The sequence below is a fragment of the Actinomadura formosensis genome (assembly GCF_050948385.1).
Taxonomy (GTDB): Bacteria; Actinomycetota; Actinomycetes; order Streptosporangiales; family Streptosporangiaceae; genus Spirillospora; species Spirillospora formosensis.
In genome coordinates, this window is record NZ_CP192011.1 from 6,587,778 (window position 1) to 6,612,666 (window position 24,889).

At 71.0% G+C, this 24,889-nt stretch carries 32 protein-coding genes and 1 tRNA gene; 18 read left to right on the forward strand and 15 right to left on the reverse strand.

The window, feature by feature from the left end:
* Positions 1–15: 15 nt before the first annotated feature.
* Entirely contained in the window at positions 16–780 is a 765-nt protein-coding gene (locus tag ACQP1N_RS30795) for a hypothetical protein (RefSeq protein ID WP_433227821.1), read from the reverse strand.
* A gap of 126 nt (positions 781–906) precedes the next feature.
* On the opposite strand from ACQP1N_RS30795, the gene ACQP1N_RS30800 reads away from it, so the two are divergent.
* The 4 genes from ACQP1N_RS30800 (at position 907) to ACQP1N_RS30815 (ending at position 2,319) form a co-directional block, all read left to right on the forward strand.
* Entirely contained in the window at positions 907–1,185 is a 279-nt protein-coding gene (locus ACQP1N_RS30800; RefSeq protein ID WP_433227822.1) for a hypothetical protein, read from the forward strand.
* A 202-nt stretch (positions 1,186–1,387) separates the two neighbouring features.
* A complete protein-coding gene (locus ACQP1N_RS30805) occupies positions 1,388–1,615 on the forward strand; it encodes a hypothetical protein (RefSeq protein WP_433227823.1) in 228 nt (75 codons plus the stop codon).
* A 30-nt stretch (positions 1,616–1,645) separates the two neighbouring features.
* Positions 1,646–1,888, forward strand: coding sequence for a hypothetical protein (locus ACQP1N_RS30810; RefSeq protein WP_433227824.1), 243 nt, complete (start codon positions 1,646–1,648; stop codon positions 1,886–1,888).
* Between the two features lie 65 nt (positions 1,889–1,953).
* Positions 1,954–2,319, forward strand: coding sequence for a hypothetical protein (locus ACQP1N_RS30815; protein ID WP_433227825.1), 366 nt, complete (start codon positions 1,954–1,956; stop codon positions 2,317–2,319).
* Positions 2,320–2,605: 286 nt separating this feature from the next.
* Here the strand turns inward: ACQP1N_RS30815 and ACQP1N_RS30820 are convergent, their stop codons facing one another.
* Positions 2,606–2,986: a GntR family transcriptional regulator gene (locus ACQP1N_RS30820; protein WP_433227826.1), complete on the reverse strand. Its 381-nt coding sequence runs from the start codon at positions 2,984–2,986 to the stop codon at positions 2,606–2,608.
* Positions 2,987–3,114: 128 nt separating this feature from the next.
* On the opposite strand from ACQP1N_RS30820, the gene ACQP1N_RS30825 reads away from it, so the two are divergent.
* From ACQP1N_RS30825 to ACQP1N_RS30870, 10 genes are all read left to right on the forward strand, one after another.
* Positions 3,115–3,501, forward strand: coding sequence for a hypothetical protein (locus tag ACQP1N_RS30825; RefSeq protein ID WP_433227827.1), 387 nt, complete (start codon positions 3,115–3,117; stop codon positions 3,499–3,501).
* A 14-nt stretch (positions 3,502–3,515) separates the two neighbouring features.
* Complete coding sequence (locus ACQP1N_RS30830; protein WP_433227828.1) at positions 3,516–4,856, forward strand: FtsK/SpoIIIE domain-containing protein; 1,341 nt, start codon at positions 3,516–3,518, stop codon at positions 4,854–4,856.
* Between the two features lie 106 nt (positions 4,857–4,962).
* Entirely contained in the window at positions 4,963–5,286 is a 324-nt protein-coding gene (locus tag ACQP1N_RS30835) for a hypothetical protein (RefSeq protein WP_433227829.1), read from the forward strand.
* Positions 5,283–6,143 (forward strand): DUF2637 domain-containing protein, encoded by an 861-nt coding sequence (locus ACQP1N_RS30840; RefSeq protein ID WP_433227830.1) that lies wholly within the window; start codon positions 5,283–5,285, stop codon positions 6,141–6,143. Before ACQP1N_RS30835 ends, ACQP1N_RS30840 begins: the two co-directional genes overlap by 4 nt.
* An 18-nt stretch (positions 6,144–6,161) precedes the next feature.
* Complete coding sequence (locus ACQP1N_RS30845) at positions 6,162–6,578, forward strand: hypothetical protein (RefSeq protein ID WP_433227831.1); 417 nt, start codon at positions 6,162–6,164, stop codon at positions 6,576–6,578.
* Positions 6,578–6,733, forward strand: a complete 156-nt coding sequence (locus ACQP1N_RS30850; protein ID WP_433227832.1) for a hypothetical protein — start codon at positions 6,578–6,580, stop codon at positions 6,731–6,733. Before ACQP1N_RS30845 ends, ACQP1N_RS30850 begins: the two co-directional genes overlap by 1 nt.
* Positions 6,734–6,744: 11 nt before the next feature.
* On the forward strand, positions 6,745–6,900 hold the full coding sequence (locus ACQP1N_RS30855; protein WP_433227833.1) for a hypothetical protein: 156 nt from the start codon (positions 6,745–6,747) through the stop codon (positions 6,898–6,900).
* 92 nt (positions 6,901–6,992) lie between these two features.
* Entirely contained in the window at positions 6,993–8,384 is a 1,392-nt protein-coding gene (locus ACQP1N_RS30860) for a replication initiator (protein WP_433227834.1), read from the forward strand.
* A gap of 21 nt (positions 8,385–8,405) precedes the next feature.
* A complete protein-coding gene (locus ACQP1N_RS30865; protein WP_309237186.1) occupies positions 8,406–8,600 on the forward strand; it encodes a helix-turn-helix transcriptional regulator in 195 nt (64 codons plus the stop codon).
* The gene (locus tag ACQP1N_RS30870; RefSeq protein WP_433227835.1) at positions 8,600–9,991 is read left to right on the forward strand and encodes a tyrosine-type recombinase/integrase; all 1,392 of its coding nucleotides are present in this window, start codon (positions 8,600–8,602) and stop codon (positions 9,989–9,991) included. Before ACQP1N_RS30865 ends, ACQP1N_RS30870 begins: the two co-directional genes overlap by 1 nt.
* Before the next feature lie 121 nt (positions 9,992–10,112).
* Here the strand turns inward: ACQP1N_RS30870 and ACQP1N_RS30875 are convergent.
* Positions 10,113–10,194: transfer RNA gene (locus ACQP1N_RS30875), tRNA-Tyr, on the reverse strand.
* Positions 10,195–10,332: 138 nt separating this feature from the next.
* Here ACQP1N_RS30875 and ACQP1N_RS30880 point away from each other — a divergent pair.
* Positions 10,333–10,821 (forward strand): YajQ family cyclic di-GMP-binding protein, encoded by a 489-nt coding sequence (locus tag ACQP1N_RS30880; protein ID WP_433227836.1) that lies wholly within the window; start codon positions 10,333–10,335, stop codon positions 10,819–10,821.
* 59 nt (positions 10,822–10,880) lie between these two features.
* Here ACQP1N_RS30880 and ACQP1N_RS30885 read toward each other — a convergent pair whose 3' ends face one another.
* The gene (locus ACQP1N_RS30885; RefSeq protein WP_067806491.1) at positions 10,881–11,156 is read right to left on the reverse strand and encodes a helix-turn-helix domain-containing protein; all 276 of its coding nucleotides are present in this window, start codon (positions 11,154–11,156) and stop codon (positions 10,881–10,883) included.
* A 36-nt stretch (positions 11,157–11,192) separates the two neighbouring features.
* On the opposite strand from ACQP1N_RS30885, the gene map reads away from it, so the two are divergent.
* Positions 11,193–11,960, forward strand: a complete 768-nt coding sequence (gene map, locus ACQP1N_RS30890; RefSeq protein ID WP_067806484.1) for a type I methionyl aminopeptidase — start codon at positions 11,193–11,195, stop codon at positions 11,958–11,960.
* On the opposite strand, the gene htpX is transcribed toward map, so the two are convergent.
* The 7 genes from htpX to ACQP1N_RS30925 form a co-directional block, all read right to left on the reverse strand.
* Positions 11,957–12,811 carry a zinc metalloprotease HtpX gene (gene htpX / locus ACQP1N_RS30895; protein ID WP_131732481.1) on the reverse strand — a complete coding sequence of 285 codons (855 nt, stop codon included), beginning with the start codon at positions 12,809–12,811 and terminating at the stop codon, positions 11,957–11,959. The genes map and htpX overlap by 4 nt on opposite strands.
* 65 nt (positions 12,812–12,876) lie before the next feature.
* The gene (locus ACQP1N_RS30900; protein WP_067805468.1) at positions 12,877–14,364 is read right to left on the reverse strand and encodes an NADH-quinone oxidoreductase subunit N; all 1,488 of its coding nucleotides are present in this window, start codon (positions 14,362–14,364) and stop codon (positions 12,877–12,879) included.
* Positions 14,364–15,863 (reverse strand): complex I subunit 4 family protein, encoded by a 1,500-nt coding sequence (locus ACQP1N_RS30905; protein ID WP_433227837.1) that lies wholly within the window; start codon positions 15,861–15,863, stop codon positions 14,364–14,366. The genes ACQP1N_RS30900 and ACQP1N_RS30905 overlap by 1 nt, the downstream gene beginning before the upstream one ends.
* Positions 15,860–17,860 (reverse strand): NADH-quinone oxidoreductase subunit 5 family protein, encoded by a 2,001-nt coding sequence (locus ACQP1N_RS30910; RefSeq protein WP_433227838.1) that lies wholly within the window; start codon positions 17,858–17,860, stop codon positions 15,860–15,862. Before ACQP1N_RS30910 ends, ACQP1N_RS30905 begins: the two co-directional genes overlap by 4 nt.
* Complete coding sequence (nuoK, locus tag ACQP1N_RS30915; RefSeq protein ID WP_067805473.1) at positions 17,857–18,249, reverse strand: NADH-quinone oxidoreductase subunit NuoK; 393 nt, start codon at positions 18,247–18,249, stop codon at positions 17,857–17,859. Before nuoK ends, ACQP1N_RS30910 begins: the two co-directional genes overlap by 4 nt.
* Positions 18,249–18,788 (reverse strand): NADH-quinone oxidoreductase subunit J family protein, encoded by a 540-nt coding sequence (locus ACQP1N_RS30920; RefSeq protein ID WP_433227839.1) that lies wholly within the window; start codon positions 18,786–18,788, stop codon positions 18,249–18,251. The genes nuoK and ACQP1N_RS30920 overlap by 1 nt, the downstream gene beginning before the upstream one ends.
* Complete coding sequence (locus tag ACQP1N_RS30925) at positions 18,785–19,231, reverse strand: 4Fe-4S binding protein (protein WP_242608694.1); 447 nt, start codon at positions 19,229–19,231, stop codon at positions 18,785–18,787. The genes ACQP1N_RS30920 and ACQP1N_RS30925 overlap by 4 nt, the downstream gene beginning before the upstream one ends.
* A 447-nt stretch (positions 19,232–19,678) precedes the next feature.
* Here ACQP1N_RS30925 and ACQP1N_RS30930 point away from each other — a divergent pair, with 447 nt between their 5' ends.
* Entirely contained in the window at positions 19,679–20,335 is a 657-nt protein-coding gene (locus ACQP1N_RS30930; protein ID WP_433227840.1) for a ComEA family DNA-binding protein, read from the forward strand.
* Between the two features lie 31 nt (positions 20,336–20,366).
* Here the strand turns inward: ACQP1N_RS30930 and ACQP1N_RS30935 are convergent, their stop codons facing one another.
* Genes ACQP1N_RS30935 through ACQP1N_RS30950 form a run of 4 tightly spaced genes read right to left on the reverse strand, consistent with a single transcriptional unit; the run spans position 20,367 to position 23,274 of the window.
* Positions 20,367–21,320, reverse strand: a complete 954-nt coding sequence (locus ACQP1N_RS30935; protein WP_067805487.1) for a complex I subunit 1/NuoH family protein — start codon at positions 21,318–21,320, stop codon at positions 20,367–20,369.
* Positions 21,313–21,876, reverse strand: a complete 564-nt coding sequence (locus ACQP1N_RS30940; RefSeq protein ID WP_242608693.1) for an NADH-quinone oxidoreductase subunit C — start codon at positions 21,874–21,876, stop codon at positions 21,313–21,315. Before ACQP1N_RS30940 ends, ACQP1N_RS30935 begins: the two co-directional genes overlap by 8 nt.
* Positions 21,873–22,874, reverse strand: a complete 1,002-nt coding sequence (locus ACQP1N_RS30945; protein WP_433227841.1) for an NADH-quinone oxidoreductase subunit B — start codon at positions 22,872–22,874, stop codon at positions 21,873–21,875. Before ACQP1N_RS30945 ends, ACQP1N_RS30940 begins: the two co-directional genes overlap by 4 nt.
* A 28-nt stretch (positions 22,875–22,902) precedes the next feature.
* A complete protein-coding gene (locus tag ACQP1N_RS30950; protein WP_067805493.1) occupies positions 22,903–23,274 on the reverse strand; it encodes an NADH-quinone oxidoreductase subunit A in 372 nt (123 codons plus the stop codon).
* A 383-nt stretch (positions 23,275–23,657) separates the two neighbouring features.
* On the opposite strand from ACQP1N_RS30950, the gene ACQP1N_RS30955 reads away from it, so the two are divergent.
* Positions 23,658–24,737: a hypothetical protein gene (locus ACQP1N_RS30955; RefSeq protein ID WP_433227842.1), complete on the forward strand. Its 1,080-nt coding sequence runs from the start codon at positions 23,658–23,660 to the stop codon at positions 24,735–24,737.
* The last annotated feature ends 152 nt before the right edge of the window (positions 24,738–24,889 follow it).

Genomic DNA, 24,889 nt, shown 5'->3' on the forward strand with positions numbered 1-24,889 from the left:
TAGCGGCGGGGAGATCTAAAACGCGAATTTCGCGAGGTTGGTCGTGTCGTGGATGCGCTGGATGGCGATGCGCCGGTCAATGTCGGGGACGGGCTTGATGACCAGGGGGCCGGTGGTGTGCTCGAACCACACTTCGCGCGACATGCGGGCCTGCGGCTTGTCGCCGAGGTTCAGCAGGTCGAAGCGGTATTCCAGGCGTGCGGCGCCGTCGGCGGCAATCTCAATGTCGATGGTCTTCGCCAGCTCGACGACGTGGCCGGAGAGGCCGGCCAGCTCGGTGACGTCGGCGTCGTTCAGGCGGCGTTCACGCTGGAGTTCGAGGAGTCTGCGGCCGAGGTCCTGGGCGTGGTCGCTCGTGGCCGCGAGGCGAGCCTTGGCGGCGGGGATGGCTCGGGTAGTGGTGCCCCAACTGATCTCGCCGGTCTCGGGGGCGTCGATGTGGTGTTCAAGGGTGGTGAGCAGTTCGGCGACGTCGAGGGCCATGGGCTCATCGGGGTCGCTCTGCGGCTGGTTGGACTCCTTCGGCGGGCACGGCTCGAAGAGTTGTTCTGCCGTCCAGCCGGGGAGCATCTTCTCCAGCACGCGGCAGTGATGCGGGTACGGAAGCCCTTTGAGTTCACCGCTGAGCCAGCGATGGAACTGCGCCCGGCTCGGCCAACTCCCGACAAGACCAGGGTCGATGCCTTTTGCCGCTTTGTCGTATTCGCCGCAAAACGTCTGGTGCGTCTGCCAGTGCTTCTCTCGAAGTAGCACCTTGAGCCGTACGGGGGGATTCGCCATCACAACCTCTCGACGGCAGGAACGTAACACAGACGAGTATCAGACGAGACAAGACGAGAACGATCCGTCCTGGATGCGATACAGGCGGTAATGCGACGTGACGTGTCTCCCGGCCACCTTAGAAGCGTGAACACCGAGACCACTCCTGAGATCGAGTTGTTGGCGGGGCTGCGGGCTGAACTGACCGAATACGAAGTTCGGTCTGAAGTCCGTGAGAGCGTCGCCGGCCTGGCCGTCTTCACCGACGTTCCCGGCGTCTTCGTCTGGGTGTTCGTCGGGTACTCCGGGCGTTACTTCGCCTGGGACCAGGACGGGCGTCAGCACCCGGTCAACGACATCCCGGGGGCGGCTCGCCGGATCGCCGAACAGGTCCGTCCGGGCGGGGCCGAGGTGGCGACGTCGTGAACGGGCTCTCCGGATCCGGCTCGTCAGCGCTGATCAAGCGCCTACAGGACGGCTTGTCAGTCGACTTCCCCGGCTGGCTCATCTCGCGTGAGTGTTCCGGCCGATGGGTCGCCACTCGGCCGGGGTGGGGCTCCCTGTACGGGCAAAGCGCCGGAGAACTCCGCAACCGGCTCGACCGGTTCACCAGTCAGGGGGACGCGCGATGACCGGCGACCGGACGGCGACCGTGGTCCGCATCTCCCCTGCACGGCAATCAATGACCAGGAAGAAGGCGGTCGGACTGACCGAGGAAGAGCGTCAGATCCTGCTCGCGGAACTCGCCGAGATCACGGCCGAACTCGATGAACTTCACGCCCAGACTCGGCAGATCACCGCTCGGGTTCACCGGGCCGGTACGGCCGCCCCGGAGTGCGAGCCCGGTGCGGCCTGAGACCAACGACTTCAACTGAGGAACCCTGCGATGGAAACGCGTGCGCACAACGATGACCCGGCGCTTCGCCGGCTTCAGGAGGAGTTCACCGGTCACCGGATCTGGCGGGCTCGGCGCTGGGACGGACGTCTCGGCGACTGGGTCGCGACCCTCCACAACCCGGCCGCCGGCGTCGATCTGACGGTGATCCGGTCGGATTCGGCGGCGCTGCGTGAGGCGCTGGTGCAGGAGCGGCAGCGTGCGGGGCGTCCGGTGTTGAAAAGAGCCTGGTGATGGTGGCGTGGACTCCGCCATCGTCACCGGATGGGGCCGTCCCTGCGCTGGGCGGGGCGGCCCTGGTGGAGGCTGAGGCGGCGCGGCGGGCGCCTATCCCCCCGGATGCACTCGTCGCGCTGCCTCGGCCGTTCACCGCGCAGCTGCTGCTCAACCGGCTCGGCCGGGCGCTGCGGCGGCGCGGGTGGCGGGTGGAGCACCGTTACGCCGAAACCCTGCCCTTGCTGCGGGTGCACTTCCCGGAGGTTGCGGGCCTGGGTGAGAGCGTCACCGTCACCGGCTCGGGCGGCGGCGGGTGGTGGTACCGGTCCAGTACCGGGGAACTGCTCGCGCCGTGCTCGGATATGGACCTGGCTGCACTACGGGTGATGACGTCACTGGATCGGTGGATCGCGGCGGCAGGCTCGTCCTGGAGGACGGACGGGGTCTGATGGACGCCGGGGCGGCCCTCGCCGAGATCTCGGACCGCTTCGGGGTCACATGCTGGCGGGGTCACTACACGCGGTCGTTGTGGGCGCTGGTGCGGTGTGACCGTGGGTGGCGGCTGGTTGAGGCGGTGTCGGTTCGAGAGCTGGTCATGGCCATCACTCATCCTGACGGGTGGCCGTGGCCGTGACGGCCGTGCGGCATGGGGAACGGTGGGGGCACCGTGGATTCCTGCGCCGTCCGGTCGTCGCCATTCGAGGGCGGGCGGGACGACTGGCCCCGCGGCTCGGCCTAGAGGTCCTTGGTTCGTTCGTCCAGGTCGTCAAGCCTCGTCCTGAGGCTGCGGAGTTGGCCCCGGATGTCCTGGAGTTGGGTGAGCAGGAGTCGGAACTCCTCGCTGTGCTCTGATGCGGCGTCGCCGGCCTCTTGCGCGTCGGGGGTCGCTATGACGGTTGCGCCTCTAGCTCCCTGCCGGGTGGTAACCAAGCCCTCTTCGCGCAGGACGGCGATTGCGTTGCTGATGGTCATCCCTGAAACGCCGTACTGATCAGCAAGCTTGGCGCCGGGTGGCAGGGTCTCCCCCACCTGATAGACACCGGACGCGATATCGCGGCGCAGGTCGTCAGCGATGCGCACGTACGGTTTGCGTCGGTCTACCGGGCCTTTTGCCATGTCAGACAGTGTACGTCTACGCCTAGGTCTCTAGGTACCTGCGGAAAATCTCGGTCTAACGCTTGACTTGGCGACTTCCCTAGATACCTTGGTACCTAGATAGTTCGTTTCAAGCCCTGGAGGGCCTCATGCGCAACATCCCGGTGGACGTGTCGGCGCTGACGTTCGTGTGCGTGTCCGCGCCGCGTCCCAAGCTGGTCAACCAGGAGACGGGGGAGGTGAAGACGGACCGCAACGGGCACACGGTGTTCACCGTGGGTCTGTCGGCTGCCGACGTGACGGGGCGGGTGGACCTGCTCAACGTCGCGGTGGTCGGCGACCAGTCGGTGACGATCGGGGAGGTCGTGACGCCGGTCGGCCTCGTCGCCTTCCCGTGGGAGGCGGTGCTCGGTGGGGAGAAGCGGTGGGGTGTGGCCTACCGCGCCGAGCGGATCGCGCCCGTCTCCTCGGTCGCCGCGCCCTCGCCCTCGTCGGCCTCGTCGTCGGACTCGTCCGCTTCGGCGGGCGTGGCCTGAACGGCGGCCCGGTCATGACTGACCTGCTCTGGGTGCTCGGGGTCCTGGCCGCTGCGGCGGCCGGGCTCTGGGCCTGGCGCCGGTATCACCCGGCCTCGTTCTGGTACGGCGTCGCCTTCCCGCTCCGCGCCGTTCTGGTGTATCTGACGTGGCATCACGTCGCCTCCGGCTGCAAGCTCACCCGCAACCGGCGGCGGTTCCGGCTCACCCTGGACGCCATCCCGGTGGTGGGGCCGGCCTCCCGGTCCGCTGCGACGGTGGTCGAGCAGAAGCGGCGGGTGCGGCGGGTCGACGTCGAGCGCGCTCCCCGCCTGGGCGTCCTGCGTCCGACCCGGCTCGGCTGGCGCATGCGGCTGCGCCTGCACGATGGGCAAGTTCCGGCGGACTACGAACGCGCTGCTGAGGGGATCGCGCACGCCTGGCGCGTCCACTCGGTTCGCGTGGTCGACGTCCGGCCCGGCTACGTGACCCTGTGGGCCACCATGCGTGACCCGCTGGTCGACGTGGCCACCGAACCCCAAACCGGCGAACTGCTCACCGTGCGTCCCGGCAAGCTGGAGAACGGCCGTGACTGGCTGATCGACTTCCGCACCGTCCCGCACTGGCTCAACGCCGGGGCCACCCAGTCGGGCAAGTCCAACCTCGCCAACGCCCTCATCAAGGGCCTGGCCCCGCAACCGGTCGCCCTGGTCGGCTTCGACCTCAAAGGCGGCGTCGAGTTCACCCCGTACGCCCCGCGCCTGTCGGCGCTGGCCACCACCCGCAAAGAGTCGGTCGACCTGCTGTCGGATCTGGTCGGCGAGGTCGAGAACCGCATGGCGCTGTGCCGCGCGCACGGTGCCCGCAACGTCTGGACGCTCCCGGAAGACCTGCGGCCGGTCCCCGTCGTCGTCCTGGTCGATGAGGTCGCCGAGCTGTTCCTGATGGCCGACAAGTCCGAGAAAGAAGAGGTGTCCCGGACCGCTACCGCGCTGCTGCGCCTGGCCCAGCTCGGCCGCGCATTCGCCGTCCACCTGATCGTGTGCGGGCAGCGCATCGGCTCCGACCTCGGCCCCGGCGTCACCGCGCTCCGCGCCCAGTTGTCGGGCCGGGTGTGCCACCGGGTCAACGACCCCGAAACCGCGAACATGACCCTCGGCGACCTCGACCCGGCCGCCCTCGACGCCGCACGCGCCATCCCCGCCGAGACACCCGGCGTGTGCGTGGTCGCCGGGCAAGACGGCTCTTGGCACCGCGCCCGCTCGGTCTACGTCCCCGAGCATGAGGCCGAGCAGGCGGCGCGTGAGTACGCGCACCTGACCCCGGACTGGTACGCGCTGATCGGCTCGGTCCCCGCCGTCGACCCGGCCGCTTAACCGGCCCGGCTCCCTCTCCCTTCCTCTCTCTTCCGGCTCGGCGTGAGCCCGTTCGCGCCACGTCCTTACCCGACCCATGCCCGAAACCGTCCCTGGAGGCTGCCCGATGGTCGCCCGCGTCCGTGTCCTTCGTCCTCGTCCTCGTCCCCGGTTCGTCGTCGTCCCGTCCCCCTCGTCCCCGTCCGGCCCGTCGCCCTCCGGCTCGTCCTCGCCGTCCGGGTCGTCGCCGGTGGTGTCGTCCTGGGACGTGTGGCCGGTCGGGGTCGAGTGGGACGAGTTCCGGTCCCTGCACGTCGCCCGCTGCCAGCGCTGCGCCGAGTCGTTCGCCTCCGAGTTCTGCGGTGAGGTCGACGACTGGGCGGACGCGCACCGGTGTGACGCCGAGTTGGCCGCGCTGCTGGCCCTGGTCGACGTGCGGCGGGCGGCATGACCCGGCGGATCCTCGGCGCGGTCGCCGACTCCGGCCCGGTGGTGGTGCTGGCCGGTATCGCGGCGGCGGGCTCGTTCACCCACATCCGCGACACGGCCACCGAACACGGGCAACGCGGCTGGATGGCCTGGGCCATCGCCGTGTGCATCGACCTGACATGCGTCATGGCAGCCGGTGAGCGCCAGCGCGACAAGCGGACAGGACGTGACACCGGGCGCCTGTCCTGGCCGACCGTCGTCCTCGTCGGGGGCGTCCTGCTGTCCCTGGCCGCCAACCTCGCGCAGGCCGACCCCACGGTGTGGGGCTGGATCACCGCGGGCACTCCGGCGGGCGCCTTCCTGGTCGCCGTGTCGATGCTGGAACGCCGCAAGGCCGGCCCCCGTCCGGCGGCTCGTCCCTCGCCGGTCCCGGACTCCTTCGGCCACCCGTCCCCGTCCTCGACGCCGTCCCCGTCCTCGGCTGGCTCGTCCGTCCCGTCCTCGGTCTCGTCGCCGCGGGTGGTGTGGGAGGACGAGCGACCCACGGTCGCCGCCGTCCCGGCCGTCCAGCACGGCAACAAGCGGGGCGAGGACGAGCAGGACGGCCAGACCTCCATCCCGGTGCCCGCCGAACACTCCGCCTCGACGCCGTCCGCCTCCTCATCGTCGGCCGCGTCGGCCGCGTCGGCCGCGTCGGGCTCGTCGGGTCCGGCCGGTCCGCTGGTCGACTTCGCGCGCCGCGTCGCCGCCGAACACCAGACCGAGCACGGGCGGCCCATCACCCGTGACGCGCTCCGCGCACGCCTCGGCGTCTCCAACCAGCTCGCCTCCGACCTGCTTCGCCAGCTCCGCAACCAGACAACCGCGTCCGTCTCCTGACCACTGGAGGAACCCGGCATGACCAACAACACCGACCAGACCGGCCAGACGCCTGTGATCGTGCCCGGCGACCTGTTCGCCCGGCACCAGACCATCACCGGCCTGGGTGCCCTGGCCGATTTCCTGGAGGCCAACCCCGGCGTGCCGGTCAACGAGTACGGCGCGACCTTCCACGTGCCCATCCGGGCCACCGACGACGCCTCGGCCGCCGCGCTCGTCGACAACACGGCGGATCTGCTGGGCGTCAACGCCGAACACGACACCCGGCGGGGCGGCCACTACATCGCGACCCGCACCTTCGGCCGCATCTCCTACACCGTCTTCCACATCCCCGCACACGAACGCGCGGCCTCCCTCGCCCGCGACAGCTACCGCGCCAACATCACCCTCGACACCGACCAGGACGGCAGCCAAGACACCGGGCGGGCCGCCTGATGCGCGCCCGTACCGGCCACCCGCGACCGCTGCCCGCGTTCCTCCCGTTCCTCCGGCTCGTCGTGGGGTGGGTGTGCGGGACGTGCGGCGGGGGCGGGGTCGCCTCCGACGGGTCCACCTGCCCCGACTGCAACGGCCACGGCCACACCTACTAAGGGGCGTCCCGATGTTCCTGCGCCGCTGCGCCTTCGCCTGCTTCTGGCTCGTGCTGGGCCTGTTCCTGGTCCGCCAACCCGAGAACGCCGCGCACGCCGTCCGCGCCATCGTCGGCGGCCTGGCGCTCGTCGCCGATGCCCTCGCGCGGTTCACCACCGCCTTCTAGATCCCCGGCGTGGCCGCTGTCGCCGGCAAGCATCCGCGGCCACGCCGGGCCATCCCCACCACCCGCAAACGGATGAGGAGACCCGCCTAATCATGCCCGACCCGGCACCCGTCATCACCGGCCTGGCAGCCCGCGACATGGCCGCCCGGTACAACCGGGCCGACTTCAAGGCCTGGGCACGCCACGCGCACTCCACCGGGGGCTGTGCGCAACCGGTCCACCTGCGCGGCCGCGTCACCCACCTGGACCCGCTGACCGGCCAGATCCTGCACCACTACTCCACCGCCCGCGAGCCGGGCGGGATGCTGCGGGTGGCCTGCAAGACCCGGCGCGCCTCGCGGTGCCCGGCCTGCGCCGAGATCTACCGCGCCGACACCTACCAACTCGTCCGCGCCGGACTCGTCGGCGGCAAAGGCGTCCCGGCATCGGTCTCCACACACCCGGCCGCATTCGTCACCCTCACCGCTCCCTCCTTCGGCCCCGTCCACACCCGCCGCACCGGCAAGGGCGGGGGCATGGTGGCCTGCCGTCCCCGGCGGAACGGCGGGACGTGCCCACACGGGCGGCCGGTCTCCTGCACCGTCCGGCACTCGGCCGCCGACCCTCGCCTCGGGCAACCGATCTGCCCCGACTGCTTCGACTACACCGGCGCCGTCCTGTGGAACGCCCACGCACCCGAACTATGGCGCCGGTTCACCCTGGCCTTCCGACGCTACGTCGCACGCTCGGCCGGGCTCCGGGTGTCCGACCTGCGGGACGTGCTCACCGTCTCGTTCGCCAAGGTCGCCGAATACCAGCGGCGCGGCCTGGTCCACTTCCACGCCGTCATCCGCCTCGACGGCCCCGGCGGCCCCGACGCACCCCCACCCGCCTGGGCCACCCTCGACCTGCTCAACGCCGCCGTGCACCACGCCGCGGGCGCGGTCACCGTCTCGACTCCGGCGGCAGGCGACGCCCCGGCCACAGAGCATGTATGGGGGTCACAGGTCGACGTACGCCCGATCACCACGTCGGGGGAACTGACCGATACGGCGGTGGCCGGCTACATCGCCAAGTACGCCACCAAAGCCGCCGAATGCGTCGGCACCCTCGACCGCCGCATCAGGCCGACTGACGACCTGGCCACCCTGCCCGTGTCCGGCCACGCCCGGCGGCTCATCGCCGAGTGCCTGCGCCTGGGCGCGATCGAGCAGTACGCCGGGCTGCGGCTGACCGAATGGGCTCACATGCTCGGCTTCCGCGGCCACTTTTCCACCAAATCCCGCCGCTACTCCACCACCCTCGGCCGCCTGCGCGCCGCGCGCATCGACCACACCCGCCGCGACCTCGACATCACGACCGGCCGCCTGCCCTTCGACGACGACCAGGTCCTCGTCATCGCCCATTGGCGCTACCTCGGCCAAGGCATGACGCCCGGTGAGGCGCTGTTGACCGCCGCCCTCACCGGCAAACCGCTGCCCCATCTCAGTCCATCCGGCTCCTGACAACCCATGGAGAGGCATCACGTGGCCACGCTCACCACTCGTGACACGCTCACCGTTCCCGAGGTCTGCGCCGAACTTCAGATCTCCCGATCGACCTTCTACGACTGGCGTCAGAAGGGACGCGCGCCCCTCTGCATCGTCCTGCCGAACGGCAGCCTCCGCATTCGCCGGCGGGACCTCGACCGGTGGCTTGCGGCCTGCGAGGACGCCGCCTGATGGACGACATCACATACGACGTCCGCGTCTACAAGACAGACGTCTACAGGGGAAAGAAGGTCACGACCTACACCGTGCGGTGGAAGGTCGCTCGCAAGACCTGGAAAGAGCCTTTCCGAAACGCGGCGCAGGCCGATAGCTTCCGCTCGTCCCTCCTCACGGCTGCTCGTAAGGGTGAGGCGTTCGCCGTGAAGACCGGCCGTCCGCTCTCCTGGGAGCGGGAGGAGAACGCAATCACCTGGTTCGCGTTCTCCCTCGACTACTGCGCGGCCAAATGGCCGTACGCCTCCCCCAACCATCGACGGGGCATCGCTGAGGCGCTGACGGACGCCACAGAGGCTCTCTTGACCACGGGCAAGGGCGCTCCGGCGGGCGGCCTGCTGCGTGAGGCTCTCCGAGCCTGGGCCTACAGCGGGCGCTTGCAGAACGGCGAGACCGAACCGCCCGAACACCTGGCCTCGGCCGTCCGCTGGCTGGAGCGGAACACCGTCGACATGAGCGACCTCGCGCCCGACCGGCAGGGGCCGCAGCTCGCGCGGCAAGTCCTCGACCGGCTGAGCCGTCGTCAGGACGGGGCTCCGGCGGCGGGCAGTACGGCGACGCGCAAGCGGGCGACCTTCAACAACGCCATGGAGTACGCCTGTGAGCGGCGCGTCCTGCCGATCAACCCGCTGACCTTGGTGAAGTGGACTCGGCCGCGAGTGGCGCAGACGCTTGACCTTCGGGTGGTCGCCAATCCCGACCAGGCGCGGCGGCTCCTCGACGCCGTCCGGTGCCAGGGCAAGCGCGGTGAGCGCATGGTCGCCTTCTTCGCCGTCATGTACTACGCCGCGCTGCGGCCAGAGGAAGCGGTGGACCTGCGACGGGATACCCTCGTGAGCCTGCCTGACGACGGCTGGGGCGAGATGCGGCTGACGCACGCCGAACCGCGTAGCGGCTCCCGGTGGACCGACAGCGGCAAGCCTCGGGACAGGCAGCCTCTCAAACACCGGGCGCCCGGCGAGACCCGGCCCGTGCCGATCCATCCGGAGCTCGTCACGCTGCTGCGCCATCACATCAAGGAGTTCAACATCCCGGCCGGGGGCCGGCTGTTCGTCGGGCCGCGCGGCGGGATCATGACTGACCGGACGTACCTCGGGGCCTGGCACAAGGCGAGGGCGGCGGCGCTCAGTGAGCGTGAGGCAGCCTCGCCGTTGGCCAAGACGCCGTACGACCTCCGGCATGCGGCCGTGTCGACGTGGCTCGGTGCGGGCGTCCCTCCGGCTCAAGTCGCCGAGTGGGCGGGGCACAGTGTGGCCGTCCTGCTGCGCGTCTACGCCAAGTGCGTTGCCGGTCAGGAGGAGGACGCCAAGCGCCGAATCAGTGAGGCGACCAGGCCAAAGACGCCTTAGAACTTCGGCACGTATTCGGCACAGACGGCCGTAGGAGGCCGTTAACGATCAGAGACAGCCGGACATGACGAGAACAGCCCCTGACCGCGTTGACGCTGGTCAGGGGCTGTTTCTGCTAGTGTGGCGGGTCCAGGATTCGAACCTGGGTAGGCTAAGCCGACGGATTTACAGTCCGCTCCCATTGGCCACTCGGGCAACCCGCCGTGGTGTCGCTCTCGCGACGGCACTGGAAAGAATAGCGGACCGCGGGCGTGGGTGTGACATCGAGGCGGGGCGTCCGGGGCGTGGGGAGTCGATACGCTTTCTTGATCGGAAGTTGCTGCTGAGGGGATGTGTGGGTCGTGGCCGATTCCTCGTTCGACATTGTGTCCAAGCTCGACCGGCAGGAGGTCGACAACGCGGTGAACCAGGCAGCCAAGGAGGTGGCGAACCGGTTCGACTTCAGGAACGTGGACGCGGGGATCAAGTGGTCGGGGGAGTCGATCGAGATCCAGGCGAACACCGATGAGCGGGCGAACGCGGTGCTGGACGTGCTGAAGGACAAGCTCGTGAAGCGGGGGATTTCGCTGAAGGCGATCGACGCGGGCGAGCCGAAGCTGTCCGGGAAGGTGCACAAGCTGAGCGTGGGGCTCAAGGAGGGCATCGCGCAGGAGGACGCGAAGAAGATCGGGAAGATCATCCGGGACGAGGGGCCGAGAGGTGTGAAGGCTCAGATCCAGGGGGACGAGCTGCGGGTCAGCGCGAAGAAGAAGGATGACCTGCAGGAGGTCATCGCGCTGCTCAAGGGCAAGGACCTCGATGTGGCGCTTCAGTTCGTCAACTATCGGTGATCTTTCGAGGAGCGCGTCGGCCCCATCCCCCGCCGAAGGGGCCGGCGCGCTCTCGCGTGTTATGACGCGGCGGCGTCCGGGGTGGTTCGCTCGAAATCGGCGAGCGTGGTGGCGAGGGTCGTCAGGTCCAGGTCCAGGACGCGGGCCAGGGACGCGACCGTGAAGAACGCGGGGACGGCTATGGCACCGCGTTCGATCTTGCGGAGGGTGTCGAGGGAGATGCCGGCCTCGTGGGCCACGGCGGCGGCCGGGCGGGGGCCTCGGGCGGCGCGGAGGATCTGGCCCAGGGCCTTGCCTCGGTCGCGCTGTTCGTCGGTCAGTGGGGTGCGCACCATACGAGTGATTGTAATACTGGTATTATAATCTTCTGCATGGTGACCTACCGAAGCCCACGGGAGTGGGAGCGCATGCGGGAGGCCGGGCGGGTCGTGGCCCGGATTCTGCGGGACGTCAGGGCGGCGGCCGAGCCTGGGGTGCCGCTCACGGAGTTGGAGGCGGTGGCTTCGCGGACGCTCAAGGAGCATCATGCGACGTCGCCGTTTCTGCACTACAAGCCGGCCTGGGCGCCCTACCCCTATCCGGCGAACATCTGCGTGTCCGTCAATGAGGTCGTGGTGCATGGCATCCCGGACGGGAGGGTCCTCCTGGACGGCGATCTCGTGACCGTTGACTGCGGGGCCCGCCTCGGCGGGTACTGCGGGGACGCGGCCGTCTCATTCATGGTCGGGACATCCGATGAGGCGGGTGCGCGGCTTGTCGAGACCACACGGGCCGCGCTTGAGCAGGCCATCGCCCAAGCCGTTCCCGGGAACCGGTTGGGAGACGTCTCGTCCGCCGTCGAGGAGACCGCCAGGAACGCCGGCTACGGGATCGCGGACGGGTCCGGCGGGCATGGCATCGGGACGGAGATGCATGAAGATCCGCCGGTGCCGAACACGGGCCGGCGAGGGCGCGGGATGCGGCTCAGGGAGGGGCTGACCATCGCCATCGAGCCGCTCGTGACCGAGAGCGGGCGCGATGCGACCGTGACTTTGGCCGATGGGTGGTCCGTGGCGACCAGGGACGGGAGCCGGGCCGCGCACTTCGAGCACACCATCGCGATCACGGGCGATGGGCCGGTGGTGCTGACGGCGCTCTAGCGGCGGCCGGCCATGCGTTCCAGGCGGGCGATGCGGTCGGCGGTCGGCGGGTGAGTGGAGAAGAGTTTTCCGATCCCGGCGCCGGCGAACGGGTTGGCGATCATCAGGGAGCTGGTGGTGGCGAGTTCGGGGTCCTGGGGCAGCGGCATCGCCCGGGTGCCGGCGTCGATCTTGCGGAGGGCGGAGGCGAGGGCGAGCGGGTCGCCGGTGAGGCGGGCGCCGGCGGCGTCGGCGGAGTACTCGCGGGTGCGGCTGATCGCCATCTGCACGACGGCGGCGGCGACGGGGCCGAGGACGAGCATCAGCAGGGCGCCGAGGACGCCGGGGCCGTCGTCGTCCTCGGACCGGCCGATCGGCAGGAAGATCGCCAGATGGGACAGGTAGGTGATCACGGTGGCGATGGCGGCGGCGACGGACGAGATCAGGATGTCGCGGTTGTGGACGTGGGACAGTTCGTGGCCGAGGACGGCGCGCAGTTCCCGCTCGTCCAGCATGCGCAGGATGCCGCGGGTGCAGCAGACGGCGGCGTTGCGCGGGCTCCGGCCGGTGGCGAACGCGTTGGGCTGCCGGGTCTCGGAGATGTAGAGCCGCGGCATCGGCTTGCGGGCGTCGGTCGACAGTTCCCGGACGAGCCGGTACAGCACCGGCGCCTCGACCTCGCCGACCGGGTGGGCGCGCATGGAGCGCAGCGCGATCCGGTCGCTGAAGAAGTAGGCGACACCGTTGATGCCGAGGGCGATGACCAGCGCGATCGTCAGCCCGGGTCCGCCGCCGAACGCCCATCCGGCGACGAGCATCAGGGCGGACAGCGCGGCGATCAGTGCTGCCGTCTTGACGCCGTTGTATCGCACTTCCGTTGCCTCCCCGTCGACTCCGGCATGAACATCAACGGTTTGACCTGGGTGAACGTTCCCGGTCAGGTCACCTGGGACACCGTCTGCAGGACGATCTGCGGCGCCGCCGACAGGACGACCGCGCCGGCCGCGGTGGCGGTGATCGCGGCGCGGACGCCGGCGCCGGGTGCCGCGTCATAGTGCTCGCCCGAGGGGGACGGGGTGAACAGGCGCACGGCCCAGGCCAGGTAGTAGTACAGCCCGATCACCGTGTTGATCGCCATGATGACGGCCAGCCAGGTGACGCCGCCCGCGACGGTGGCGCGGAACACGACGACCTTCGCGAACAGCCCCATGACACCGGGCGGCAGGCCGGCGAGGCAGATCAGGAAGAACGCGAGGGCCGTGGCGACGGCGGGGCTGCGGCGGGCGAGGCCGCGGTAGTCGTCCAGGGTGTCCCACCGCCCCGAGACGGGACCTCGGCGGCGGAAGCCGATCACGACGGCGAACGCGCCGAGGTTCATGACGGCGTAGAGGGCGACGTAGGCGGTGGTGGCGGCGACGGCCTCGGGCAGCCGGTTCGCGCCGACGGCCAGGGGCGCGAGCATGTAGCCGGACTGGGCGACCGACGACCAGGCGAGCAGCCGGATCGCGGTCCGCTGCCGCAGCGCCAGCAGGTTCCCCAGTGTCATCGTGATCGCGGCGAGCACGGCGATGACCGGCCCCCACACGTGCCCGTACGCGGGCAGGCCCAGGGCGAGGACGATCACGAGCCCGGCGAATCCGGCGGCCTTCGACACGACGGACAGGAACGCGGCGACGGGCAGCGGGGAGCCCTGGTAGACGTCCGGGGCCCAGAAGTGGAACGGGACGGCGGCGACCTTGAACGCGAATCCGGCGAGGACGAGGACCGATCCGACGGACGCGACCGGGTCCAGGTCGGCGTCCAGCCGGGCGAGGGCGGGCGCGACGCGGTCCAGGTGCATGGCGCCGGTCGCCCCGTACAGGAGGCTGATCCCGAACAGCATGATCGCGGTCGAGACGACGGAGACCAGGAACAGTTTCAGCGCCGCCTCGGACGCCGTCCCGTCGTAGCGGCGGAGCGCGGCCAGCGCGAACACCGGCAGCGACAGCGTCTCCAGCGCGACCACCAGCAGGACGAGGTCGCGGGCCGCGACCAGCGTCAGGGCACCGATGACGGCGGCGAGCAGCAGGAAGTGGTACTCGCCCACCGGCATCTTCGAGTCGGTGATCTCCTGCAGGGACAGCAGCACGACGATCACGGCGGCGCCCAGGACGATCCCCTGGAACAGCAGCGTGAAGTCGTCCGCGACGTAGGAGCAGGAGCGGGGGCCGCCGGAGCGCAGGCCGTCCGGCAGGCAGAACGTGGCGCGGCGGTCGCCGGCGGCCAGCGCGAGCACGGCGATCAGCGCGGCGGCGAGCGACCCGCCGGACACCAGGGACAGCACGCGGCGGGGCGCGTCGAACGCGTCGGCGAGCAGCAGCCCGATCGCGGCGACGGCGAGGATCAGCGGCGGCGAGATCGCCGCGTAGTCGATGCCCTGGATCATCAGCCGCCTCCGAACAGCGCGCGGACGGGACCGGTGGTCACGTCCAGCAGGGTCTTCGGCCACAGGCCGACGAGCAGCGTGAGCGCGATCAGCGGCACCCACGCCGCGTACTCCTGCGGCGACACGGCCGCGACGGGGCCGGACCGCGGCGAGGACGGCCCGTGGGTGAGCCTGGCGAGCATCCGCAGGAAGTAGGCGGCGGTCAGCACGGCGCCGAGCGCGGCGACGGCCATGAACGTCACGAACGTCTCGCGCGGCAGGTCCGCGTGCGGCCGGTACGCGCCGGCCAGCGCCAGCACCTCGCCCCAGAACCCGGCGAGTCCGGGCAGCCCGAGCGAGGCGACGGACGCGAACGTCAGGATCGACGCCAGCCGGGGCGACGTGCCGAGCATGCCGCCGCCGATCGCGTCCATGTCGCCGGTCCCCCAGCGTTCCTTGACCGAGCCCGCGAGGAAGAACAGCAGGCCGGTGATCAGGCCGTGCGCGATGTTGCCGAACAGCGCCGCGTTGATCCCGACGGGGGTGAGCGTCGCGATGCCGAGCAGGACGAACCCCATGTGCCCGACGGACGAGTAGGCGATCATCCGTTTCAGGTCGCGCTGGGCGAGGCAGGCGAGCGCGCCGTAGACGATCCCGATGACGGCGAGGAGCCCGAGCCAGGGCGCCCAGAACCGCGCGCCGTCCGGGGCGAGCGGCAGCGCGACCCGGACCAGCCCGTACGTGCCCATCTTCAGCAGCACCCCGGCCAGCAGCACGGACCCGACGGTCGGCGCCTCGGTGTGCGCGTCCGGCAGCCAGGTGTGCAGCGGCCACATCGGCGCCTTGACCGCGAGCCCGATCCCCATCAGGGCGAAGGCCGTGATCTGGATGCCGTGCGGCAGCCCGGACCCGTGCCGGCCGGCGAGCGCGGTCATGTCGAGCGTGTCGGCCTGCGCGCCGACGAGCAGCATCCCCGCGAGGAGCAGGCCGGAGCCGAGCAGCGTGTAGAGGATGAACTTGGCGGCGGCGGCGCGGCGTCCCGGCCCGCCCCACAGCATGATCACCGCGTACATGGGGACCAGGACGGTCTCGAAGAACACGAAGAACAGCACGAGGTCGAGGGCGACGAACGTGCCGAGCATCCCGATCTCCAGGACGAGCAGGAGCGCGGTGAGCAGCCGCGTCCGGCCGCCCTCCGGCGGGCGCCGCAGCGTGTAGAGGAAGCACAGGAACGTCAGCAGCGCGGTCAGCGCGACGAGCGGCAGCGAGATCCCGTCCACGCCGAGGTGGAACCGCAGGCCGATCGCGGGCGCCCAGGCGCGGTCGATCTCCAGTTGGACGCGGGAGGTGGCGCCGAAGTCGAACGCCGTCAGCGCGGAGACCGCGACCAGCAGCGTCGCGGCGGACACGGCCGTCCCGAACGCGCGGACGGCGAAGTCGGTGCGCAGGAACCGGTTCGCCGGGACGAGCATCGCCAGCGCCCCGGCGAGGGGGAGCGCCAGCATCAGCACGAAGATCACAGGAAGATCACCACCCCGGCCACGATGACGACGACGCCGGCGAGCAGGCCGGTGAGGTAGGTCTGCGGGTTGCCGTTCTGCGGGACGCGGAGCAGCCCGCCGAGCCGGCCCGCCGCCCGCGCGGTGCCGACGACGGCCGCATCGACGCGGTCGCGGTCGAACGTGACGACGTAACGCGCCAATGCCTGGACGGGCCGGACGATCGCCACCGCGTAGAGCTCGTCCACGAAGAAGGCCCGCGCGAAGGCGGGACGGACCGGGCCAAGCGCGCGCGCAGGATCCAAAGCCGGGTCACGGTTCCATACGAGGAAGGCGGCACCCGCCCCAAGGGCGACCAGCAGGACGCTCAGCAACGACGCTCCAAGGTGCGGACGCAACTCCGAAGCGCCGAGACCGAAGAATCCGAGGATCGCGGCGGGGACGGCCAAGGCCGCGACCGTCCACGACATGAGGCGCGACGGGTCCCGCGCCTCGTAGGAGCCGCGCGGCTCGCCGAAGAACGTCATCAGCCACGTCCGCATCGCGTAAGCGGCCGTCAGGGCGACCGTGACCAGCAACCCCAGATAGACCAGCCACGCGATGCCGGCAGGCAGGTCCATGGCAGGGGCGTTGTAGCTGATCTCAAGGTGAACAGGTGGGAGCGTCCCCAGCGTCGAGTCATCGTGAATCGGAGTACAGACGAGCGACGAGTCGAACTTGCATTGCGCGTACCCGGCGGATGTAGGGGCCGCTGGGGGTATGACGGCCGACTCGCCGCCGTGGAGGGCCGCGTGCTGGGCGGCCTCGATGATGGAGTCCTTGGAGAACCATCCGCTGAGCGGCGGGACGCCCGCGAGCGCGGCCAGCCCGATCGTCATCGACCAGAACGTGATCGGCATGCCGCGCCGCAGCCCGCCGTACTGCGCCAGCATGGTCGAGCCGGCGACGGCGATGACGCATCCGGCGGCGAGGAACAGCAGCGCCTTGAACGCGCCGTGCGTCAGCAGGTGGAAGATCGCCGCGGACTTCGCGCCGACCGCGAGCCCGGCGGCCATCACCGCGAGCTGGCTGATCGTCGAGTACGCCAGGACGCGTTTCAGGTCGTCCTGCGCGAGCGCCGCGCACGCCGCGCCGACCATGGAGATCACCGCGATGAGGCCCAGCACGGCGAGCGCGGCCGGGGCGGCGAGGAACACCCCGTACAGCCGCGCGACGACGTAGACGCCGGCCGCGACCATCGTCGCCGCGTGGATGAGGGCGCTGATCGGCGTGGGGCCCGCCATCGCGTCCGGCAGCCAGGTGTGCAGCGGGAACTGCGCGCTCTTGCCCGCGACCCCGGCGAGCAGCAGCAGCGCCGCCGCCGTCACCGCCCCGCCGGGCAGGCCGCCCACCGCCCGCAGGACCCCGCCGATCTCGAACGTCCCCGCGCCGACGCCCAGCACGATCACGCCGATCAGGAACCCCGCATCGCCGAGCCGGGTGACCAGGAACGCCTTGACCGCCGCTCGCGAGTTCGCCCGCTCCTCCCAGCGATGCCCGATCAGGAAGTACGAGCAGATGCCCATGACCTCCCAGCCCACGTACAGGACGAGAAGGTCACCCGCGTAGACGACCAGCAGCATCGCCGAGGTGAACAGCGAGATGAACGCCGCGTAGGACGAGTACCGCCGGTCGTCCTTCATGTAGGCGACCGAGTACACCTGGACGGCGAGCGCGACGCAGCACACCATGAGCCCGGTCACCGCGGACAGGCCGTCCACCTGGAGCCCGACCCGGATCGGCACCGACCCGGTGTCGACCAGCGTGAGCGTGCCCGTCCGCTCGCCCGGGGCGCGCCACACGGCGAACGCGACGATCGCCGACAGCACCAGCGACACCGCGACCGGCACGCACGCGATCACGCCCGACCCGCCGCCCGGCAGGCCGCGCACGAGACGGGTCAGCGACGGCCCGGACAGCATCCCGGTGAACGCGGCGAGGAACGGCGGCAGGACCACCAGTGCGGCGAGCCAGATCATCGCGCGTCGACCGCCTCGGTCTCGGTCTCCGGCTCCGCCGGACGCGGACGGGCCACGCCGCCCGCCGCCTCGTCGTCCGCCGCGTCCTCGGCCAGCGTCCGCAGCCGGTCGACGTCGATCATCTTCCGGTTCCGGAACACCAGCAGGACGATCGCCAGCCCGAGCCCGATCTCGGCCGCCGCGATCACGATGGTGAACAGCGTGAGGACCTGGCCGCCGTGCAGCCGGTCCCGGTACCAGATGTCGAACGTGACGAGGTTCAGGTTCACCGCGTTCAGCATCAGCTCGACCGACATCAGCACGAGGATCGCGTTGCGGCGCGCCAGCACCCCGTACACGCCGGCGGAGAACAGCAGCGCGGCGACGACCGTGGGATAGGCGAGATGCATCAGCCGTCCTCCTTGCGCGGCCCCGTGCCGGAGTCCCGCGGCCCGATGTCGGAGCGGGACAGGACGATCGCGCCGACCAGCGAGGCCAGCAGCAGCACCGACAGCACCTCGAACGGCAGCACCCACGTCCGGAACACCCCGGCGCCCAGTTCCCGCGCCGACCCGCCGCCCGCGTGCAGCGGCATCCGCCGGTCCCCGAACCCCATGACCAGCACGGTGACGAGGACCGCGGCGGTGGCGGCGGCGACCGCCAGCGCGGCCCACCGGTTCCCGGAGTCCAGATCGGCGGACCCCCCGATCGGCGCCCGCGTCAGCATGATCCCGAACAGCAGCAGCACGACGATCGCGCCGACGTAGATGAGGACCTGCACCCAGGCGACGAACTCCGCCGTCAGCACCAGGTATCCGCCCGCGAGCGCGCCGAACGACACCACCAGCCACAGCGCCGCGTGGACGAGCCGCCGCGTCGTCACCACCAGGATCCCGGCCCCGACCGCGACCACCCCCAGCAGCGTGAACACGATCTCCTGACCGCTCATGTTCCGGTCCCCGGCGCCCGGCGCGCGGCCCGCGCCGCCGCCTTCTCCGCCGCGGCGATCTCCTTCGGCGGCTCGGCGGCCGGATCATGGGCCGGCGGCGGCGGGACGGTCCACATCCACTCGCGCAGCCGCTCCTTCTCGTGCGTCAGCTCCGCGATGTCGTACTCGGCGTACTCGAACTCCGGCGACCAGAACAGCGCGTCGAACGGGCACACCTCGACGCAGATCCCGCAGTACATGCACAGCGCGAAGTCGATCGCGAACCGGTCGAGGACGTTGCGGGTCCGCGGGCGTCCGCCGCCCTCGGCCGGGAGGGTCTCCTTGTGGGAGTCGATGTAGATGCACCAGTCGGGGCATTCGCGGGCGCACAGCATGCAGACGGTGCAGTTCTCCTCGAACAGCGCGATGACGCCCCGGCTGCGCGGTGGCAGGTCAGGTTGCACTTCCGGGTATTGACGCGTTATGGATCGCCGCGTCATCGTCCGCAACGTGACCGCCAGCCCCTTGGCCAGCCCGCCTCCTGGTAGCCGTCCCACACGCCCCATGATTGCGCACCACGGGCGCGGGGGGAACGCGATGGGTCCTGCGTTCGTCCTACCTGGAGTAGGCCGTGTGGTAGATGGCGGGCTTACGGGCAGGGAGGACTTGTGAGTCATCACGCAGACCGCCCGTTCGATCCGGAGTCCGGCCGCCTGCCCATGCCGGAGCGTCCGTACCCCGGGGCCCCGTATCCAGGGCCCTCGTACCCCGGAGCGCCGTACCCCGGGGCGCCGTACCCCGGGCACGCCCAACCCGGGCACACCCAGCCGAGCCGCCGGCCGCCGCCGCGGGCGTTCGGGCCGGCCGGAGGGCGTCCGCCCTATCCGGGGCCGCCCGCCCCACCGCCTCCCGTGTCGCCGCCCCTCCCGCCGCCGTCCGCGGAGTCGGCGAATGACGTCCTGTGGGCGTTCGTACCGTTCATCACACTCGGCTACGGGACGCCGTTCGCGTTCCTCTACGCCGCGATCCGGCGCGGATCGTGGGGGCTCGGCGCGGTCGCCGCCGGTTACGGCATCGGCACGGCCGGCGTCCTCACCCTGATGCAGTCCGGCGACCCGCTCCTCACCGTGCTCGGGGCGTTCCTGGCGATCATGCTGTGGCTGGCGGGCACCGGGCACGCGTTCGCCGTCCGGACGTCGGTCTTCCCCCGCGAGGCGCCCCGCAACCGGCAGAACGAGCACGCCATCCAGATCGCCAAGTACCGGCGGACGCTGCGTGCGGAGGCCCGCGCGCTCGCCGCCGAGGACCCGGCGCTGGCTCGCGAACTGCGGATCGGCCGTCCCGACGAGCCCCGCACCTACGACGACGGCGGGCTCGTGGACGTCAACCACGCGCCCCGCGAGATCATCGAGAAGCTGCCCGGCATGACGCCGGAGATGGCCGGCCGCGTCATCCGCCGCCGTGAAGAGCACGGCGGGTTCGTGTCCGCCGAGGAGATGGCGGTGGACGCCGACATCCCGCCCGACGTCCTGCCGCTGATGGCCGACTACACGATCTTCCTGAAGTGACCTCGGCCTTCCCGAAGTGACGCCCGGCCGCTCAGAGCGCGACCCTGAGGACGCCGGTGAGCGCGAGCTGGGCGAGTGACAGCGGGACGAGCCACGCCCAGGCGAGCTTCTGCAACTGGTCCTCGCGCATCCGCGGGTAGCTGACCCGCAGCCAGATCACGCAGAACGCCAGCACACCGACCTTGAGCAGCGTCCACAGCCAGCCCAGCTCGGTGTTCAGGAACGGGCCCTTCCAGCCGCCCAGGAACAGGACGGCCGTCAGCGCGCACAGCACCACGATCCCGGCGTACTCGGCGAGCAGGAACAGCGCGAACCGCAGCCCGCCGTACTCGGTGTACGGGCCGAAGATGATCTCCGAGTCGGCGACCGGCATGTCGAACGGCGGCCGGCGCAGCTCGGCCAGGCCGGCGACGAAGAAGACCACGGCGCCCACCGCCTGCCACGGCAGCCACCACCAGCGCCACTCCCCGACGATGCCCTGCAGCGACAGCGTCCCGGCCGCCATCGCCACCGACGCCGCCGCGAACACCATCGGCAGCTCGTACGACATCAGCTGCGCGGCGACCCGCATCCCGCCGAGCAGCGAGTACTTGTTCGCCGACGCCCAGCCCGCCATGATCGCGCCGATCACGCCGACGCCCATGACGGCGAGCGCGAAGAAGACGCCGGGCCCGAGGTCGAGCGCGACCTGGCCGCCGGGACCGACCGGGATCACCAGCAGGACCAGCAGGTACGGGACGAGCGCCACGCCCGGCGCCAGCTTGAACACCCACCGGTCGGCGTCGCGCGGGACCACGTCCTCCTTCTGCGCGAACTTGACCCCGTCGGCGATGAGCTGCGCCCAGCCGTGGAAGCCGCCCGCGTACATGGGGCCGAGGCGGCCCTGCATGTGCGCCATCACCTTGTGCTCGGCCTGCCCCACCAGCAGCGGCAGCAGCGCGAACGCCCCCGCGACGAGGGCCAGCTTGACCACGACCTCAAGCATCGGGCCCCCAGTCGTCCGGTACGCCGGGCGGGCGGACACGGCGGCGGCTGGGCGCGCCGTGGCCGGATTCGCCCGGTTCCTTGGCGCCCGGCCACGGCTTGGCGACGCGGGCGGCGAGCACGAAGTCCTTGCGCAGCGGGTGGCCCTCGAAACCGTCCGGCAGCAGCAGCGGGACGAGGTTCGGGTGGCCCTCGAACAGGATCCCGAACATCTCCGCGGTCTCCCGCTCGTGCCACGCGGCGCCCCGGTAGACGCCCGTCGCCGTCGCCAGCACCGGGGCCCGCCGCGGGACGCGCGTCCGGACCAGCAGATGGTGCCGGCGTTCCAGCGAGTACAGGTGGGCGACGACGGCGAAGCCGTCCTCCAGTTCGTCCACGCCGGTCAGCCAGTCGAAGAACCCGCAGGACAGGTCGTCGCGGGCGAAGGTCAGCGCGTCCACCCAGTGCTCGGGCGGCACCCCGACGGCGAGGCCGCCGAACGTCTCCTCGGTGGTGACCTCGTCGTCGAAGCGGGCCGTCCAGGCGCGGGTCAGCTCGTCCGCCAGTTCGGCGCTCACCGGTCGCGTCCGATCCGGTCGTCATGATCGTCGTCGTCGACCAGGCCGGGGATGATCGACGGATCGTGCTCCGCGGCCGCGGCCTCGTCCGCCAGCGCGGTGACGGGCTGCGTCACCTCGTCGTCCGGGTGGACGGGCGGCTCCGGCTCCCCGGCCACCGGCTCCCCCGCCACCGGCTCCCCGACCACCGGCTCCCCGACCACCGGGACCGGGCGGGTCTCCTGCTCGTCCGGCGGCGGGACCGGCGCGAGCCGCCGGTCCTCCATCGGCCCGGTCTCACCGGGCACGGGAACGTCCCCGAGGTGCTGGACGGGGATGGTCTCGTCGTCCGGGCCGGCGCCCCGCGGGGCGGCGGGTTCGCCGGTCTCGTCCGCCAGGACGTCCCAGTGCTCGAACGTCTCCTCCTCGTCCGGCGGGGGCGGCGGCTGGAGCGGACGGCGCAGCACCGTCGCCGACAGCGGACGCGGCGCGGGCGGCGGGCCGAGCGGCTCCCCGCCGCCGTAGCGGTCGCCGAGCGACTCGGCCGCGATCTTCTCCTGCAGGTGGACGATGCCCTGCAGCAGCGCCTCCGGGCGCGGCGGGCAGCCGGGCACGTACACGTCCACCGGGATGATCTGGTCGACGCCCTTGGTGACGCAGTAGGAGTCCCAGTACGGTCCGCCGCAGTTGGAGCAGGCGCCGAACGAGATGACGTACTTGGGTTCGGGCATCTGCTCGTACAGGCGCCGCACGGCGGGCGCCATCTTGTCGCTGACGGTGCCGGAGACCACCATGAGGTCGGCCTGCCGGGGACCGGGCGCGAAGGGGATGACGCCGAGCCGGATGAAGTCGTGCCGGCTCATCGACGTCGCGATGAACTCGATGGCGCAGCAGGCCAGGCCGAAGTTGAAGACCCACAGCGAGTAGCGGCGGCCCCAGTTGAGCACGAACTTGATCGGCTTGGGCGCGAGCCGCGACAGCGGCCCGACCCTCGGCGGCGGTAGATCGATGGTGCCCACAGCGCCATTGTTACAGCGCCACCGGGGGTCAGACCCAGGAGAGGACGCCCTTCTTGCCCGCGTAGGCGAGCCCGGTGGCCAGGAACGCCAGGAAGACGAACATCTCGCCGAGCGTCGTCGCCCCGTAGCCGGGCGCGGAGAAGACCGTCGCCCAGGGGAACAGGAACACCGCGTCCACGGCGAACACGACGTACAGGTAGGCGAAGACGTAGTAGCGCACGTACGAGTGGGCCCAGCCCTCGCCGACCGGGTCGACGCCGCACTCGTAGGTGGTCAGTTTCTCGGCCGTGGGACGATCCGGACGCAGCATCCGGTTCGCCGCGAGCGCGCCGCCGACGATCCCCGCGCCGACGAGGAGCAGTACGACCACAACGACATACGTGTCGAAATAGTTATGCACCAGATCCTCCTCGCGTGCGTCTCATCCAGTACCCCACAACAAGGGTCAGGGGAGTGTGGCGTTGTACCTCCACCCCGGGGGACCACAATGTCATGGTTTTACTGCACACTAGGCTTGCATTGGGTCGTCTTGACCTGGAAGGACGTGACCGGATGAGCAACCCTCCACCTCCCCCGGGCTGGGAATCCCCGGGCGGTGCCTCCTGGCCGCCTCCACCGCCGCCCGCGGGTCCGGGCGGCCCCGCTCCCGGCGGCCCTGGAAACGCAGGTGGGCCGGGTGGCGTCGGCCCGGGCGGCGCTCCCCCGCCCGGCGGTTTCGGCGGCCCGGGAACGCCGCCCCCCTTCTTCCCGCCGCCGCCCGGCGCCCCGATGGGCGGTGCCCCGATGGGCCCCGGCATGCCGCCGCCGAAGCGCGGCGGAGGGGGTGCCCTGATCGCGGCCCTGCTCGGCGGCGGCCTCGTCATCATCGTCATCATCGGCGTCGTGGTGTTCGCGCTGGCCGCCAGCAGCGGCAAGTCGCCCGAGGAGAAGCTGGCCACCGCGGCCACCGGCCTCGACTCGGCGCGCGCCGTCGGGCTGAAGGGCACCTTCGGCGGCTCCGAGACGCTGACCGGTGAGCTGAACGTCACCAAGGGCGGCCGCGCGATGGGGCCCGTCACCTGGGGCGGCAACAACGTCACCCTGCTGTCGGCCGACGGCAAGCTGTTCGTGAAGGCCGACAAGGCGTACTGGGAGCGGGAGATCTCCTCCGCCGACGACCAGTTCTACCTGAAGAGCGGCGAGCAGTGGGGGCGGCTGGGCGACGACGAACTCGACCTCGACTTCAAGACGCAGCTGACGCCGGCGGCACTGGCCGCCAAGGTGCGCCTGGCGAAGACCTCCAGTGTCAAGCCCATCGAGACCACGTGGCAGGGGAAGAAGGCCCTGAAGTTCAGCACCTTCGCCTCCACCATCTACATCACCGACGAGGACGACGCGCAGCTGATGCGCTACGAGGCCACCACCCCGCGCGTCACGCTGGACGTCACCCCGAAGGACGCCGGTGACGCCTCGTCCCTCATCTCCGACATGCGCACGAACATGGGCGAGCTGAAGGACTCCTTCAACGGGTCGGCCCGCCCGTCGGTCGACGAGTGGAAGAAGGGCGGCTGCAACGGCAACTCCGGCTGCACGGTGGAGGCGAAGATCCGCCCGCCGTACGACGTGGAGAAGCCCGTCACCGTCGACGTGCGGTTCCGGATCACCGCCGGCACGCTGACCGGCCGGGACCTCGGCAACTGCACCACCCGGATCACCATCACCGGCAGCGACTCGCAGTGGGCGAGCTGCCGGGTCACCAGCGGCGCGTGGACGAGCTGGGCCAAGTCCACCGGCGGCACGTTCTACAAGCACGCCGAGTACAAGGTGATCGGCGCCACGCCCGCCGAGGTGCAGGCTCTGCAGAACGGGCTCGACAGCGAATGAGGCGCAGGTGAGGCGCGCGGTGCGGGGCACCGCGCACTGATCCCGCCGCCCGGGTGCCCGGCGGCGCTCCTCCCGTCCGGGGGGAAGCGCCGCCGGGCACCCTTATGCTCTGTGGAGACGCCCCTCCAGGGCCCCGGCGACCGGCCCACCAC

Bases quoted from the DNA above. Each gene is read 5' to 3' on its own strand.
- ACQP1N_RS30830 (WP_433227828.1), top strand. From the start codon at position 3,516: ATGACTGACCTGCTCTGGGTGCTCGGGGTCCTGGCCGCTGCGGCGGCC.
- ACQP1N_RS30855 (WP_433227833.1), top strand. From the start codon at position 6,745: ATGTTCCTGCGCCGCTGCGCCTTCGCCTGCTTCTGGCTCGTGCTGGGC.
- ACQP1N_RS30935 (WP_067805487.1), bottom strand. From the start codon at position 21,320: ATGCTTGAGGTCGTGGTCAAGCTGGCCCTCGTCGCGGGGGCGTTCGCG.
- ACQP1N_RS30810 (WP_433227824.1), top strand. From the start codon at position 1,646: ATGGAAACGCGTGCGCACAACGATGACCCGGCGCTTCGCCGGCTTCAG.
- ACQP1N_RS30850 (WP_433227832.1), top strand. From the start codon at position 6,578: ATGCGCGCCCGTACCGGCCACCCGCGACCGCTGCCCGCGTTCCTCCCG.
- ACQP1N_RS30845 (WP_433227831.1), top strand. From the start codon at position 6,162: ATGACCAACAACACCGACCAGACCGGCCAGACGCCTGTGATCGTGCCC.
- ACQP1N_RS30795 (WP_433227821.1), bottom strand. From the start codon at position 780: ATGGCGAATCCCCCCGTACGGCTCAAGGTGCTACTTCGAGAGAAGCAC.
- ACQP1N_RS30870 (WP_433227835.1), top strand. From the start codon at position 8,600: ATGGACGACATCACATACGACGTCCGCGTCTACAAGACAGACGTCTAC.
- ACQP1N_RS30860 (WP_433227834.1), top strand. From the start codon at position 6,993: ATGCCCGACCCGGCACCCGTCATCACCGGCCTGGCAGCCCGCGACATG.
- map (WP_067806484.1), top strand. From the start codon at position 11,193: ATGGTGACCTACCGAAGCCCACGGGAGTGGGAGCGCATGCGGGAGGCC.
- ACQP1N_RS30920 (WP_433227839.1), bottom strand. From the start codon at position 18,788: ATGAGCGGTCAGGAGATCGTGTTCACGCTGCTGGGGGTGGTCGCGGTC.
- ACQP1N_RS30840 (WP_433227830.1), top strand. From the start codon at position 5,283: ATGACCCGGCGGATCCTCGGCGCGGTCGCCGACTCCGGCCCGGTGGTG.
- ACQP1N_RS30955 (WP_433227842.1), top strand. From the start codon at position 23,658: ATGGGCCCCGGCATGCCGCCGCCGAAGCGCGGCGGAGGGGGTGCCCTG.
- ACQP1N_RS30900 (WP_067805468.1), bottom strand. From the start codon at position 14,364: ATGATCCAGGGCATCGACTACGCGGCGATCTCGCCGCCGCTGATCCTC.
- ACQP1N_RS30805 (WP_433227823.1), top strand. From the start codon at position 1,388: ATGACCGGCGACCGGACGGCGACCGTGGTCCGCATCTCCCCTGCACGG.
- ACQP1N_RS30825 (WP_433227827.1), top strand. From the start codon at position 3,115: ATGCGCAACATCCCGGTGGACGTGTCGGCGCTGACGTTCGTGTGCGTG.
- ACQP1N_RS30820 (WP_433227826.1), bottom strand. From the start codon at position 2,986: ATGGCAAAAGGCCCGGTAGACCGACGCAAACCGTACGTGCGCATCGCT.
- nuoK (WP_067805473.1), bottom strand. From the start codon at position 18,249: ATGCATCTCGCCTATCCCACGGTCGTCGCCGCGCTGCTGTTCTCCGCC.
- ACQP1N_RS30885 (WP_067806491.1), bottom strand. From the start codon at position 11,156: ATGGTGCGCACCCCACTGACCGACGAACAGCGCGACCGAGGCAAGGCC.
- ACQP1N_RS30835 (WP_433227829.1), top strand. From the start codon at position 4,963: ATGGTCGCCCGCGTCCGTGTCCTTCGTCCTCGTCCTCGTCCCCGGTTC.
- ACQP1N_RS30910 (WP_433227838.1), bottom strand. From the start codon at position 17,860: ATGATCTGGCTCGCCGCACTGGTGGTCCTGCCGCCGTTCCTCGCCGCG.